The organism is Candidatus Stoquefichus sp. SB1 (genome assembly GCF_001244545.1).
GTDB lineage: Bacteria > Bacillota_I > Bacilli_A > Erysipelotrichales > Coprobacillaceae > Stoquefichus.
Map to the genome: position 1 here is coordinate 827,131 of NZ_LN852696.1, position 12,699 is coordinate 839,829.

Annotated in this window: 13 protein-coding genes and 1 pseudogene; 10 read left to right on the forward strand and 4 right to left on the reverse strand. The window is 27.2% G+C overall.

The window, feature by feature from the left end:
• Positions 1 to 86: 86 nt before the first annotated feature.
• The 5 genes from BN1865_RS16575 (at position 87) to BN1865_RS16595 (ending at position 5,687) form a co-directional block, all read left to right on the forward strand.
• Positions 87 to 938 carry a helix-turn-helix transcriptional regulator gene (locus BN1865_RS16575; RefSeq protein ID WP_050638362.1) on the forward strand — a complete coding sequence of 284 codons (852 nt, stop codon included), beginning with the start codon at positions 87 to 89 and terminating at the stop codon, positions 936 to 938.
• A 70-nt stretch (positions 939 to 1,008) separates the two neighbouring features.
• Complete coding sequence (locus BN1865_RS16580; RefSeq protein WP_050638363.1) at positions 1,009 to 2,124, forward strand: alpha/beta hydrolase; 1,116 nt, start codon at positions 1,009 to 1,011, stop codon at positions 2,122 to 2,124.
• Positions 2,125 to 2,133: 9 nt separating this feature from the next.
• On the forward strand, positions 2,134 to 3,030 hold the full coding sequence (locus BN1865_RS16585) for an ROK family protein (protein ID WP_050638364.1): 897 nt from the start codon (positions 2,134 to 2,136) through the stop codon (positions 3,028 to 3,030).
• A 24-nt stretch (positions 3,031 to 3,054) separates the two neighbouring features.
• On the forward strand, positions 3,055 to 3,915 hold the full coding sequence (locus BN1865_RS16590; RefSeq protein WP_050638365.1) for a phosphatase PAP2 family protein: 861 nt from the start codon (positions 3,055 to 3,057) through the stop codon (positions 3,913 to 3,915).
• Between the two features lie 362 nt (positions 3,916 to 4,277).
• Complete coding sequence (locus BN1865_RS16595) at positions 4,278 to 5,687, forward strand: ROK family protein (RefSeq protein WP_050638366.1); 1,410 nt, start codon at positions 4,278 to 4,280, stop codon at positions 5,685 to 5,687.
• 132 nt (positions 5,688 to 5,819) lie between these two features.
• On the opposite strand, the gene BN1865_RS16600 is transcribed toward BN1865_RS16595, so the two are convergent.
• The 3 genes from BN1865_RS16600 to BN1865_RS16610 are packed head-to-tail and all read right to left on the reverse strand — an operon-like array spanning position 5,820 to position 7,406.
• Positions 5,820 to 6,422, reverse strand: coding sequence for a hypothetical protein (locus BN1865_RS16600; protein ID WP_050638367.1), 603 nt, complete (start codon positions 6,420 to 6,422; stop codon positions 5,820 to 5,822).
• The gene (locus tag BN1865_RS16605; protein WP_050638368.1) at positions 6,419 to 6,724 is read right to left on the reverse strand and encodes a transcriptional regulator; all 306 of its coding nucleotides are present in this window, start codon (positions 6,722 to 6,724) and stop codon (positions 6,419 to 6,421) included. The genes BN1865_RS16600 and BN1865_RS16605 overlap by 4 nt, the downstream gene beginning before the upstream one ends.
• Positions 6,714 to 7,406: a hypothetical protein gene (locus tag BN1865_RS16610; RefSeq protein WP_050638369.1), complete on the reverse strand. Its 693-nt coding sequence runs from the start codon at positions 7,404 to 7,406 to the stop codon at positions 6,714 to 6,716. The genes BN1865_RS16605 and BN1865_RS16610 overlap by 11 nt, the downstream gene beginning before the upstream one ends.
• A 246-nt stretch (positions 7,407 to 7,652) precedes the next feature.
• Between BN1865_RS16610 and tnpA the strand changes: the two are divergent.
• Positions 7,653 to 8,201 (forward strand): annotated as a pseudogene (gene tnpA / locus BN1865_RS19120) (IS200/IS605 family transposase).
• 224 nt (positions 8,202 to 8,425) lie between these two features.
• On the opposite strand, the gene BN1865_RS16615 reads toward tnpA, so the two are convergent.
• On the reverse strand, positions 8,426 to 8,710 hold the full coding sequence (locus BN1865_RS16615) for a transcriptional regulator (RefSeq protein ID WP_050638370.1): 285 nt from the start codon (positions 8,708 to 8,710) through the stop codon (positions 8,426 to 8,428).
• A 639-nt stretch (positions 8,711 to 9,349) separates the two neighbouring features.
• Between BN1865_RS16615 and BN1865_RS16625 the strand changes: the two genes are divergently transcribed.
• From BN1865_RS16625 to BN1865_RS16640, 4 genes are all read left to right on the forward strand, one after another.
• The gene (locus tag BN1865_RS16625; RefSeq protein WP_050638372.1) at positions 9,350 to 10,057 is read left to right on the forward strand and encodes a C39 family peptidase; all 708 of its coding nucleotides are present in this window, start codon (positions 9,350 to 9,352) and stop codon (positions 10,055 to 10,057) included.
• Between the two features lie 4 nt (positions 10,058 to 10,061).
• Complete coding sequence (locus tag BN1865_RS16630; RefSeq protein ID WP_157844146.1) at positions 10,062 to 11,177, forward strand: hypothetical protein; 1,116 nt, start codon at positions 10,062 to 10,064, stop codon at positions 11,175 to 11,177.
• Between the two features lie 54 nt (positions 11,178 to 11,231).
• Positions 11,232 to 11,735 carry a membrane lipoprotein lipid attachment site-containing protein gene (locus BN1865_RS16635; RefSeq protein ID WP_050638374.1) on the forward strand — a complete coding sequence of 168 codons (504 nt, stop codon included), beginning with the start codon at positions 11,232 to 11,234 and terminating at the stop codon, positions 11,733 to 11,735.
• A gap of 102 nt (positions 11,736 to 11,837) precedes the next feature.
• The gene (locus BN1865_RS16640) at positions 11,838 to 12,188 is read left to right on the forward strand and encodes a hypothetical protein (protein ID WP_050638375.1); all 351 of its coding nucleotides are present in this window, start codon (positions 11,838 to 11,840) and stop codon (positions 12,186 to 12,188) included.
• Positions 12,189 to 12,699: the final 511 nt, after the last annotated feature.

Sequence of the window (12,699 nt, forward strand, 5' to 3'; positions counted from 1 at the left end):
AACTTTCATATGAGATAGAAGAAGGCTATCTTTAGTGCTGTTTTAAAATATTCATCGTGCTATAATAAAATATGAGGTGAATACCAATGGCAAATTACTATCACGAAAATGTAAAATTAGAAAACCAGATTCCAGCTATGATTGCAAGTTTAGATGGGTCTTTTATTGAAAACTATTTTCCCTATGATGTCTTTATTCCATCACATTGGCATCGTAGTTTAGAAATCTCTTTATTAGAAAATGCTGAAGTTGTTTTACAGATTGGTGAAAAAGAATATGTTATTGATAATGATTTTACATGTGTCAATAGTGGTGTTGTTCATTCTTTACGTGCACAAACAATTAGAGAAAATCCCCATTGTTTAATTGTTTTGATTTCCTATGATTTTATGAAACAATATTATCCAGATATTGATCATACCTCTTTTGATCTCTCGTTAAAAAAAGACCATAGTGATTTAAAAAATCTTTATCATCGTTTAGAAGAATTGTATTTAAACCAGGATAAGTATACTTATTTAGATATCACAGCATGCTTATTTGAAATATTTGCTTTATTGTTAAGAGAATATAAGGTAGAAAAGCAATATAGAAGAACCAAATCTTCAAAGAATCAAGAACAAATTAAAGAAATATTAACTTACTTACATGAGCATTATCAAGAACCTTTATCTTTAAGTGATATGGCGGATTCATTTTATATGAGCAAAGAATATTTTTCTAGACAGTTCCATCATTATGTTGGAAAGACATTTAGAGATTATTTATCTTCGTATCGACTGTATAAAGCATATGATGATATTATCAATAGTGATATGTCAATTCAAGATATTGCAAGACTTCATGGTTTTTTAAATGTCAAATCTTTTATTAAGTTATTTAGTGAGACTTATCATTTCACACCACTTCAATATCGTAAGAAAATGTCAAGAAATTGACATTTTTTTGTCAATTAAAAACAACTTTATGAAAGCGTTTTTATATATAATAGATGCAGGAGGAATGATTATGAGTAAAAAATATAGTGATGAATTGTTGAATCAAATTCAACAAAAACAAAAGGAAGTCTGTATCAATGGAGTTCATGTTTTAATGAAGCCTATTCCTGATTGTGATGAAGAAGGGATGATGGATCCACGTTTATATCATGATAATAAGAAAATGGCAACAATGATGAGGTTTATGCCAAAGAGTCTTATGAAGATGAATACTTCACCAAAATCAATTGAACGTTTAAGAGGCATGTTTAATGGGGTAAAAAGTGAACCAATAGCATCCGATCAAATAGAAGTCTTGCCACAAACAATCAAGGGATTAGATGATAATGACATTCCAATTCAAATTTATTTACCAATTGAACGTAGAGAAAATATGCCAGTTCTTTATTATATTCATGGTGGTGGTTTCTTTGCTGGACATATGGGTGTTGTTGATCAACTTGTTAAAATGATTGTAGAGAAATTTAATATTGTAGCTGTGTCTATTGATTATCGTTTGGCACCAGAAAATCCTTATCCCAAAGGACATGAGGATTGTTATGAAGGATTGAAATGGGTGTATCAGCATATTGAAGATTATGGTGGAGATATTCATCATATATTTGTTGCTGGAGATAGTGCAGGTGGAAATTTAACACAATATTGTACAACACGTGATAAAGAAGATGAAAGTCATATGGTTAAAGGTCAATTATTGTTATATCCAACTGTGAATATGGCAGGGATTGATGATGAGGATTCACATTGGAGTTTAGAGCGTTATCAAATTCATCCCAAACATCGTAAGGTGATTGAAGCCTCTTTATCAATGATGGGAGGAGATAATGGAATGAGCAGTATGTTAGGTGATATTTTGGGTACAGAAGATATCACAAATCATTATTTAACGCCTTATCTTATGGATTTAAGAAATTTACCACCAACTTTTTTAACTGTTGGAGAACATGATTTCCTTTATATAGAGTGTATGGCTTATGCTAAAAAATTAGTTGAAGCAGGTGTGGAAACAAAGACTGTTGTTTATAAAGGAATGGGACATGCTTATGGCGATAATATTGGTGTTTATCCACAAAGTGAAGATTGTGCCCTAGAAATGGGAAAATTCATTATTGAACATAGTAAATAGGAGAGAGATATGAAAAAATTAGTGTTTGATGTTGGTGCAAGTGCTATTAAATATGCTTTGATGGATAATGATGCCCATATTTATGAGAAAGGTAAAGAAGTGACTCCTCATGATCATTTTGAACATTTTCTAACTATTTTACAGACGATTTATGAGAAATATCAAAATGAAATAGATGGAATGGCTTTGAGTTTACCTGGCACAATTGATTCAGAGCTTGGGCAAATTTATGCACCTGGTGGATTGTTATATAATGAAAATATCAATCTAGTCAATGAAATGCATCGTTTTACTCAATTGCCAATTGCGATTGAAAATGATGGGAAAAGTGCAGCTTTAGCAGAAGTCTGGAAAGGACATTTGAAAGATTGTCAAAATGGTATTGTGATTGTTGTGGGAAGTGGATTAGGTGGTGGAATTATTAAGGATTGTCAGCTATGGAAAGGAGAGCATCTTTTTGCAGGTGAATTTTCCTATATTTATCAGGGTGAAGGTACTTCTTTTATGGAAAATGCCTGGGCTGTTAAAGGCAGTACAACAGCTTTGATTATGGATGTTGCACGGCGAAAAAACTTAGAGATGAGTCAATTAGATGGTTATCGTATTTTTGGGTTAATTGAACAATTAGATCAAGATGCTTGCGCTGCTTTACAAACTTTAGCGCAGAACTTGGCTACTGGAATTTATAATTTACAATGTATTTTAGATCCACAGAAGATATTGATTGGTGGTGGCATTAGTCAACAACCCATTTTAATTGAAAAGATTCAAGAAGAATTAAATAAGATTTATGAAAATATTCCTTTTGATATTCCTCATGCTTATATTGAAAATTGTTGTTATTATAATGACTCTAATTTAATTGGGGCTTTATATCGTTTTTTAATGATGTATCCATCAGAATGATTTTATTGAAATAAGGAGTTAAAGATGAAAATATTTGAAAAAAGAAATTGTCTTTTGATTGGTGGCTTGTTATGTATTTTGATGGTTATAGGTTCATTCTTTGATTTTCAAATTTCTACGCAGTTATTCAGTATAGATAGTTTATTTGGAATGTTATTGGCAAGTTATGGACAATTGCCTGCTATGTTATGTGTGAGTGTTGCTGGGATGTTACTTATCAAGATTTCTAAAGGTCAAAAGAAAATTGTTGTTATTTTGAGTTATCTATTTGGGATCTTGTTCAATATTTTTGCAATTATGGGGATTACAATGGATCCAATGTTATATATTCCTCATATGTCTATTGTTTTAAGTGTCATGATTGCAGTGATTATTGTTGGTGTTATTGATTTTATCATGTGGAAATTAACCCAAAATGCCAATCGAGAGCAAGTAAAAAAAGTTATTATTTTATTTCTTGGTGTTATGTTTTTAGAAATCATTATTATCAATGTTATTAAAATTCCATGGGGACGACCTAGAATGCGTATGATTACAGCACAAAATCAAGTCTTTCAACCATGGTGGGTGATTGGTAGTAGTATGAAAGATCATTTAATGAGTTTAGGAATTGCTGCTGAAGAATTTAAATCATTTCCTTCAGGACATAGTGCAAATGCTGCTTGTGCAATGATGTTAGGAGTCCTGCCTGTTATTTGTCAAAAACTAAAGGGAAAAGAAAACTTATTATCTTTTATTGGAATCATGTTGACTTTAACAGTTGCTTTTTCAAGAATTATTATGGGTGCACATTTTTTAACAGATGTTACTGTTGGGATGAGTGTTACATTTCTTATTGAAGTCATATTTGTCCACTTATTGTGGAAAAGAAAAGATATAAAATAATTTTGATGACCAAATGAAAACACATTTATGTTTATATTTGGTCATTTGTTTTTAATAATTTCACTTAAAAATTTTTCTATTATGATAAGTATATGCTTATCAGTACTTAAAATATAGATGATTAGGGAAAAAATAATTCTAATGATGAACAATTAATATTTAATGTGATTTAGCAAATAGAAGAAGATATTCTCCTTAATAATATATGTTAACTTTTTGAGTACATATATTATTTATGATGAGTAAAGATATAATCAATTTGCATCATGACTTTTGTTTGATGTTTCTATTTGGGAATGTTAAAATAAAACTGAAATAAACATCATATTATGAATGAATATCATCAGAAAAGGGGAATAGAAATGAGCGAAGATAATAGAGTATTTGATTTTAAAACATGGATACAACAACAGCAAACAAATGATTATCAAATTGTTTTGGAAGATGATCATCTGATTAAACTGATAACTGACTGTGCAGAGGCATCTATTTTATTTATAGAAATAGATAACAATACAATTGTAGAATTTCAGATTATTTCTCAAAAAGATCACGCTACCAAATTTTATCTTCATTTTGAACTCAATGATGAAGAACATGCAAAACAACTCTATAATGAAATGGTAGAAACATTAGTTGGTCTTAAAGATCAAAAGACATTACGTGTATTATTATCATGTTCTGCTGGTTTAACAACATCTATGTTTGCAGAAAACTTAAATTCAACAGCAGAAATGTTAGGTTTAGATTATCAATTTAATGCTGTTTCTTATTTAAGTATTTATGAAGAAGCAGAAAATTATGATATGATCTTAATTGCTCCACAAATTGGTTATATGTTAAAACGATTACAAGAAAGTTTACCAGATAAACCTATCTTACAAATTCCAACAGCAGTTTTTGCTGCCTATGATGCTTTATCAGCATTAAAATTTATACAAAATGAATTAGAAAAATTTCATCAAGATCAAGAACCAAAAGAAAAGAAATGTGTTCATTGTGTTCAATATGAAAAACGTATTTTATCAATTGTTATTTTAACAAATAAAGAACAAACCCGTATTTATTATCAATTACAAGATAAATGTGAGATTATCGATAGTCATGTTATTATTAAACCTTCAATGAATATTTATGATCTTTATGATGTTATTGATACAGTATTATTAAAACATTCTTTTATTGATATGATTGGTATTGCGACACCAGGTATTGTTGAAGACTATAAACAATTAAAGAGTCCAGTTCACGGTGAAACAATTGATATCAAAAAGGACTTTGAAGATAAATATCATATTGATGTTTTTGTTTATAATAATGCCAATGCTGCTGTTGTTGGTTTTTCATTAGAACATCCAGAATATCAAAATATTATTTTCCATTCTCAGCCTTTTGGTTTTGGTGTGGGTGGACAAGGAATTATGGTGAATGGAAAAGTAGTAAGAGGAAAGAATGGTATTGCAGGGGAATTGAAATATTTTATTAGACGCATGCAGTTATCTGATGATGTTTCTAAATTAATCTGGACACAACATGGGGCATTAGAAATTGTAACCAAATCATTATTGCCAACAATTTCTATTATTGGACCAGAAGCTGTGGCTATCAGTGCACCTATGACTCCTGATATGCAAGAAGTTAGAAACACTTTAGGTTCTTTTATACCCGAAGAATTTATGCCAGATTTTTATTATATTAAAGAAGCCAGTGATTATATGTTAAATGGTATTACTGAGTTATGTGTGAGATATATTAAAAAGGGAAATCAATAATTGTTGATGAAAATAAATAAAGGAGAAATTGTATTAAGCAATTTCTCCTTTACAATTTATGGGGTGGCAATCACCCTAAATAATTTTAGACCCTAAAAAATATATACCTCAACTTATTGTGGATTAACAAACTTATAAATTAAAATTAACAGTATATGACTTATTATTAGCAATACCTGTAGTTGTTATTACACGACCTTTGGCTAATACACTATATGTTTTATTAGAATTCATGAATTTACCTGAATAACTACTCATTTCGAAAAACATTATACTATTGATTTTAGATACAGTTGCTGTTGGTTTATAACTTGTATCAAAAGTAGAGCCACTGTATTTATAATTTAAAGTCATTTTATTATTCCCATTAAAAAATGCTACTGTCTTAGAACCGTATGAAGATCGAGTGAAATTATCTAATTTAATTTCATAGGTATCTTTTATAGTGTACTTTAATTCATTTATTAAGTTTTGGCCAAAAACATCAATATCTTGAGATGTAATAAAATGGATATATTTATCATAATCTGATTCAAAATTAACTTTAATTTCACTAGTATAAAATTCATTACTACTTAAAATATAATAATTTGACCCGTATGTATCATTTATTTCCTTGATTTTATTTAAATAAGGATCAAGTGAATTTTCAAAATTTTTTGAAAATGCTGATACTGAATTTGTATTCAATAAAATTGATATAAATAAACTTGCTATAATAAAAACTTTTTTCATTTTTCTTCCTTCTCCTGATTTACTAAACTGTTTAATAATTTTACATAATTTAAAAATTCTCTTTTTCCTTTTTCCGTTAAAATGTAGGTGGTCTGTGGTTTATTATTAACAAATTCTTTTTTAGTAATTATAAACTCCTCGGCTAGTAATTTTTTAGTGTGAGTCGCCATATTCCCATCACTACAATTACATATTTCTTTTAATTCGTTGTAGGTAAGTTCTGAAACATATAAACTAGATAACATCTGAACTCTGATAATTGATTCGAAAACTTTAGAAGAATCAATAATTTTATCTTTCATATAATTCTTGACGGTTTCTCCTTAAAAGAACGATAGTAATAAAAAGGGTCAGGAGTTCAACTATTTTATATGTCTGTAAAAAATTTAAAATAGTAAAAAGATTGGTATAAAAAATATTTATTTCAGTTAAATTAAAATAAATAGATAAAAAATAAAATGAACAACTACAATATATTGCATATATAAAGGCTAAAATGATGAGTTTTTTTTGTTTGAAATAATAATAAAAATATAATAGAGAAATAATATTAATGATACATGATATTGGTAAAGACTGATAAAAAGAAATCATGACTTCTGCATTTAAAAATGAAGTGATACTTGCTAAACAATTATCCAAACATAAAAAGACTGGAAAAATTAACCATATTTTCAAAAATTTTCGTTCTTTTAAAGATATATTGGATTTTAAAATACAAAGTAATAGTATTGTGGGAATGGCTATACAAAGAATAATACGATATAAATTATAAATTGTATAAAACGAAGAATAATTATATAACTCTAAATTCATATTTATTTTATCAATACAAAAGAAAGATAAAATACTAAATGTATATAGTAATAACCAATATTTTAATATCTTATAAATTCCTAAAAATGGCTGATATGAATCTTTAATGTATTTCGTATCATTGATTGTCTGTTCAATGATATTAAGCATATCTTTGTGTTTATCCATATATTAATATTTCTCCTTTTTTTTAAAAAGTACTTTTTATGATTATATTATAATATAAAAGATAAAATTTTTCTATAAAATATTTAATTTAATAAAAAAACCTTAAGCATATGATGTTTTGCTCTTTTTAAATATATCATGTGTTATTTGCATGGCAGTTTTTTAGACTAATCATTATGAAAAAGTCTTCAATGATAAGATATATTTAGCATGATGGCTAAATATCAAATCAAAGGAGGTAATCTAATGAAAGAGATAAATAGTTTGTAACACATTGTATAGATTTAAATATCATATTGAAATCGTTCCAAGTACAGAAGATTAATTATATCATATATAATAGATTAAAAAAGGATATCGTTTAAATCTTGGTGATGTTAATTGATAAAAAACCAGATGTCAAACAGATAAAAGGACATGTATGTTCGAACCATATTCATATGTTACTGGAAATACCACCCAAATATGTAGTTTCAGAATTTATGGGGCAGTTGAAATCAAAGTCAACATTGACGATATTTGATTGATATGTAAATTTGAAGCATAAGTTTGGAAATAGACATTTTAGGATGAAAAAGGTTTGTAGACATCATAGGTAAAAACGATAAGATTATAGAGGAATATATCCAGAATCAATTGCAGGAAGACTGGTTATATGATTAAATGAGTACGAAGGAGTTTATAGATCTGCTTATGGGTAAGCCGGTAAAAGAAGGCGAAAAGAAAAAGCCTTCTAAGGGCTATCTGGTAAAGGAGTTGCGGCTGTTAGGCTTTATAAGTGAAGATTTCTGTTAATAAATCGGTATGCGCTAATCTTATAGAGAGGGATATGAATGTGAATTGAACATTACATATATCTAACTAGTGTCTATTTAATCAAGAGTCACTACCAAGTGTCATGAAGTACAAACTGTTGACAGAAATGTTATATGCGGTGGAAAAGTGTAATAAATCTTACATGCCTATAAGTAGAAACTTGATGGGAGTAAATGATAGATAAGGGCATCAGCCCTTTTTCTTTAAATGATTTTTTTTAAAAAATTAATATAATTTTCTAATTGATTTTTACCATAATCAGTAATTTCATAAGTTGTTCTAGGATTATTGTTTATAAATTCTTTTGTTTGTGTAATATATTGTCCATGTATTAAAATTTTTATATGTCCGGCTAATTTACCATCTGAACAGTTACATAATTCTTTTAGTGAAGAATATGTCAAATTTGATACATATAACGATGATAATATTTGAATGCGAGTTTTTGATTCAAATATCTTGGGTATATCATTAAAGTTTTTGAACATATCTACGATCCAAATACATCAACAACAAAAGAAATAATATATAAATAGTATAATGATTAAAGAAGTAAATGATATTTGAGAATATAATGATAAAGTTTATTTCATTAAATCCTTGATTATACATATATATAGTTAATATTAAATTAGAAAGAATAAGAGCAGCAATAAAAATTCCTATTGTTATATATATTTTTTTATATGGTCTTTTTATTATGAAATATTTAAAATCATCTATATAAGGTTCTATTTTTTTTATTGTGTTTTTATAATACATTTACATCACTCCCTTTTCAATTCTAACATTATTTTAGGGATGGTCAACATAAATAAAGAAAAATTATATAAAAAGTACTTTACAAAATAAAGTTCTTTTTATATAATGAGCGTAGAGATAGAGTTGAAATTATAATAATTAAAACTAAATAATAGTTTTGTAAAATATGGAAAGTATTCACAATTGTTAGAATATGTTTTATTGATTTTAAAGTGATTAAATTTTTTAATAGTATTTATTAAATATTAGATAACAAAATGTTATAGCATTTGTTAAATAAAGATAGTAGAGAAAGGGGGACAGACAAAAAATATTGTTTTTAATATCAAAGAAAGGGTATCTATGGTACAGAAAGGGAAGAAAAAATGAGAAAAAAATTAGTAATTAAGATTGTATTATCATGTGCTATGTTAGTGATTATGTGTCCTATTACGTTAGTTCATGCAGCAGATGAAATTAATGGAGATTTGACATACGATGAAGGTGCAGAGATTTATAAGCCTACTGATGAAGAAATAAGAGAAGATGAGAGAAGACAAAATGAAGTAAAATTAAAAGAAATGCTTAGAGCTGCTCCTGATGGAGAAAAAAGAACAATGGATGTACCTGTGTTTCAACAAAAAAATAATTATTATTGTGGCCCAGCAACTGTTAAACAAGTCCTTCATTATCGAAACAAAAGTTCTAAAACTCAGGAGTATTATGCTGGAGAATTAGGAACTACTCAAAGTGGGACGGATATGACTAAAATTAAAGCACTTCTTAATAGATTACAAAACGCACCTTATATTTATGCCAATATTGGAACATCGTCTGAATGGCTTACTAAAATTAAATATAGTTGCTCAACAACGATTCCGGCAGTATTGGATATAAATACCAATAGTGTAAGTGCTTTTCCGTATAGAAGTTCAGGACATTTTGTAAATATAAGTGGGTTAAACACGTTAGATGGTCATTGTAAAGTACGAATTACTGATCCATATGGTCCAGGATTAGGAAACAGATGGTATTATTCTAGTGATTTGTATAAAGCAAATTATAATCATTCTAGAAAAGCAATAATTTACTAACAATATGAAAAAAGTACTAATTGTAATATTAATGTTTGTTATATTAGGGGTAGTTTATACTACTCCTAATACTATAAATAATCAAAATGATATATTCACATTTGAAAGTCAACCAACAAATTTGAATATATCTAAAATAGATATAGATAATAATTTAATACCATCTAATTCTTTTATAATTGGGTTTGATAATGCTTGTGTATATTTTGGTAATTTGGATAAAGAATTTAAAATTCTATCATATGATTTAGGTAATAAAAAAATAAAGTCAACCATATATACTAATTCCAAACAGTTAACAGTATCATATGCTTTGCATAAAGATGATATGTTTTATATATGTGAAACATATTTTAAAGATGATGTCATTTTTTTTGAATTAAAAAAAATTGATAAATATGGAAATGAATTAATTTTAATGAGTAAAAATGTAAATAAGATGCCATATATAAATGCTAATGATAAATATATTTTTGTAAATTATTCAACATCAGAGAATAATCAAATTAATACTTATTTGGAAACTATTGATTTTGATACATTTGATAATCAAATAATTGATAAACGTGAATGTAAATATAATATTAATAATAATTTATATGAGGGTGAGATGATTATGTATTGTGGTGGTGTTGAGGATATAATATATTATCAAATTATTTCACTACAGAATGAGAAATTAGAAACTGAGGGTAATGCAATAATTAATTGTTATTCAATTGAAAAAAATAAAGTAACTAATTCTATTCCTGTTTCAAAAAAGGTTCAATTTGTATCTGGAAATGAAACTCACATGATGGTTTCTGAATATGTTTATGATTCAGCAAATGAGCAAACTGGAAAAATATATTCAATGATTGAAAATAAATGTATTCAAGATATTCCGGATGTTTCCCCAGGATTTGATATTCGTGATTATAGAAAAATGGTTAATGGGAAGATTGTGGCATATAATGGAATTAACTATTATGTTTATAATGTGGAGAAAGCAAAATATTATTATGTGAATTATAATAAATTATCTGAATATAATTATAGTGCATTAAAGTTTTTTAAAAACAGTATAGGGTATATTGAGACATTTGAAAATAAGATAACATTTTATAAAATTGATGTTTAGATTAGTGAAATAATTCATGTATAAATACTCTGTTGAAATACAAGGAGGGAAACTATGAAAAAAATAATTATGTTATTGTGTGCGATGTTTGTTTTAGTTGGATGTAATAAGGAAAAAGAAAAAGATAACGATGTGATAGATACACAAACAAGTCCGACAGATGTTCAACCAAATCCAACAGATAAAGACTCTGACACAAATGAAGTTATTGAAATACCGAGTGTAGCATCTATAGCAAAGAAATTAAATATGTCTAAAAAAGATATGAATATTATTGAACAAAAGAAAGATCATTTGTTATTTTGTTTTTTTAGTGATGATTTTTCATCTTCATCTATTATTGGTAATCATGTAAAAGAGTTAGAAAAAGATGGATATCAAATGACATTATATGATGGAACAATATCGTCTACTTTTGTTTTAAAAAAGGGAAATCAAACAATTTCAATCACATACATCAGTGCATTAGATGAATGGAAAGAAGTACATAAAGATGAAATGAATGTAAATGCAATTAATGATAATGAGAATTGTGTTTATGAAATTGTTAATCAATAGAGATCTGATTAAAAAATAAAGTCATAAATTAAACTTTATTTAAATCAAAATATTATTTTCCATTCTCAGCCTTTTGGTTTTGGTGTGGGTGGACAAGGAATTATGGTTAATGGGAAAGTAGTAAGAGGAAAGAATGGTATTGCAGGGGAATTGAAATATTTTATTAGACGCATGCAGTTATCTGATGATGTTTCTAAATTAATCTGGACACAACATGGGGCATTAGAAATTGTAACCAAATCATTATTGCTAACAATTTCTATTATTGGACCAGAAGCTGTGGCTATCAGTGCACCTATGACTCCTGATATGCAAGAAGTTAGAAACACTTTAGGTTCTTTTATACCCGAAGAATTTATGCCAGAATTTTATTATATTAAAGAAGCTAGTGACTATATGTTAAATGGTATTACTGAGTTATGTGTGAGATATATTAAAAAGGGAGATCAATAATTGTTGATGAAGATGAAAAGATGATTAAATAAAGTATTATTTAAAGGCATCAACTGATATTAATTTTAGTGTAATATATAATAATTGGGAGAGTTTTCTAATCTTGTTGTATCATAATTAATCACAATATTAAGAGTGAAATCATATTATTCCAGTTATGTGTAGAGTGTTAATTACAACGATTTTGAATGCAACTCTGTTTATTGTTAGGTAAAATAGATAATTTTTCATTAGAATAACTAAAGAAAAGGATGAAATATTGAAAAATAATTTCATCCTTTTAAGTATTTATTTCATAACAATCTTTATATCGTTTGTTGTCCATAATTTTTTTGTCCTGATATAAATCGCTTCCATAGGTTGAAAAAGAAATTATGAATCTTAGATATCATTGATTTGCGAAATAGTTATTGTTATAATTGTAATATATTCATATCATAAAAATATGTATCATCATTAGTATTTTTTAGGATGGATTATCGTTTCACTGTGATAGAAAAAGGTGAATTTT

What these genes read in the sequence shown, in the direction of transcription:
- BN1865_RS16575 (WP_050638362.1), top strand. Translation starts at nt 87, where the DNA reads ATGGCAAATTACTATCACGAAAATGTAAAATTAGAAAACCAGATTCCA.
- BN1865_RS16580 (WP_050638363.1), top strand. Translation starts at nt 1,009, where the DNA reads ATGAGTAAAAAATATAGTGATGAATTGTTGAATCAAATTCAACAAAAA.
- BN1865_RS16585 (WP_050638364.1), top strand. Translation starts at nt 2,134, where the DNA reads ATGAAAAAATTAGTGTTTGATGTTGGTGCAAGTGCTATTAAATATGCT.
- BN1865_RS16590 (WP_050638365.1), top strand. Translation starts at nt 3,055, where the DNA reads ATGAAAATATTTGAAAAAAGAAATTGTCTTTTGATTGGTGGCTTGTTA.
- BN1865_RS16595 (WP_050638366.1), top strand. Translation starts at nt 4,278, where the DNA reads ATGAGCGAAGATAATAGAGTATTTGATTTTAAAACATGGATACAACAA.
- BN1865_RS16600 (WP_050638367.1), bottom strand. Translation starts at nt 6,422, where the DNA reads ATGAAAAAAGTTTTTATTATAGCAAGTTTATTTATATCAATTTTATTG.
- BN1865_RS16605 (WP_050638368.1), bottom strand. Translation starts at nt 6,724, where the DNA reads ATGAAAGATAAAATTATTGATTCTTCTAAAGTTTTCGAATCAATTATC.
- BN1865_RS16610 (WP_050638369.1), bottom strand. Translation starts at nt 7,406, where the DNA reads ATGGATAAACACAAAGATATGCTTAATATCATTGAACAGACAATCAAT.
- BN1865_RS16615 (WP_050638370.1), bottom strand. Translation starts at nt 8,710, where the DNA reads ATGTTCAAAAACTTTAATGATATACCCAAGATATTTGAATCAAAAACT.
- BN1865_RS16625 (WP_050638372.1), top strand. Translation starts at nt 9,350, where the DNA reads ATGAGAAAAAAATTAGTAATTAAGATTGTATTATCATGTGCTATGTTA.
- BN1865_RS16630 (WP_157844146.1), top strand. Translation starts at nt 10,062, where the DNA reads ATGAAAAAAGTACTAATTGTAATATTAATGTTTGTTATATTAGGGGTA.
- BN1865_RS16635 (WP_050638374.1), top strand. Translation starts at nt 11,232, where the DNA reads ATGAAAAAAATAATTATGTTATTGTGTGCGATGTTTGTTTTAGTTGGA.
- BN1865_RS16640 (WP_050638375.1), top strand. Translation starts at nt 11,838, where the DNA reads ATGGTTAATGGGAAAGTAGTAAGAGGAAAGAATGGTATTGCAGGGGAA.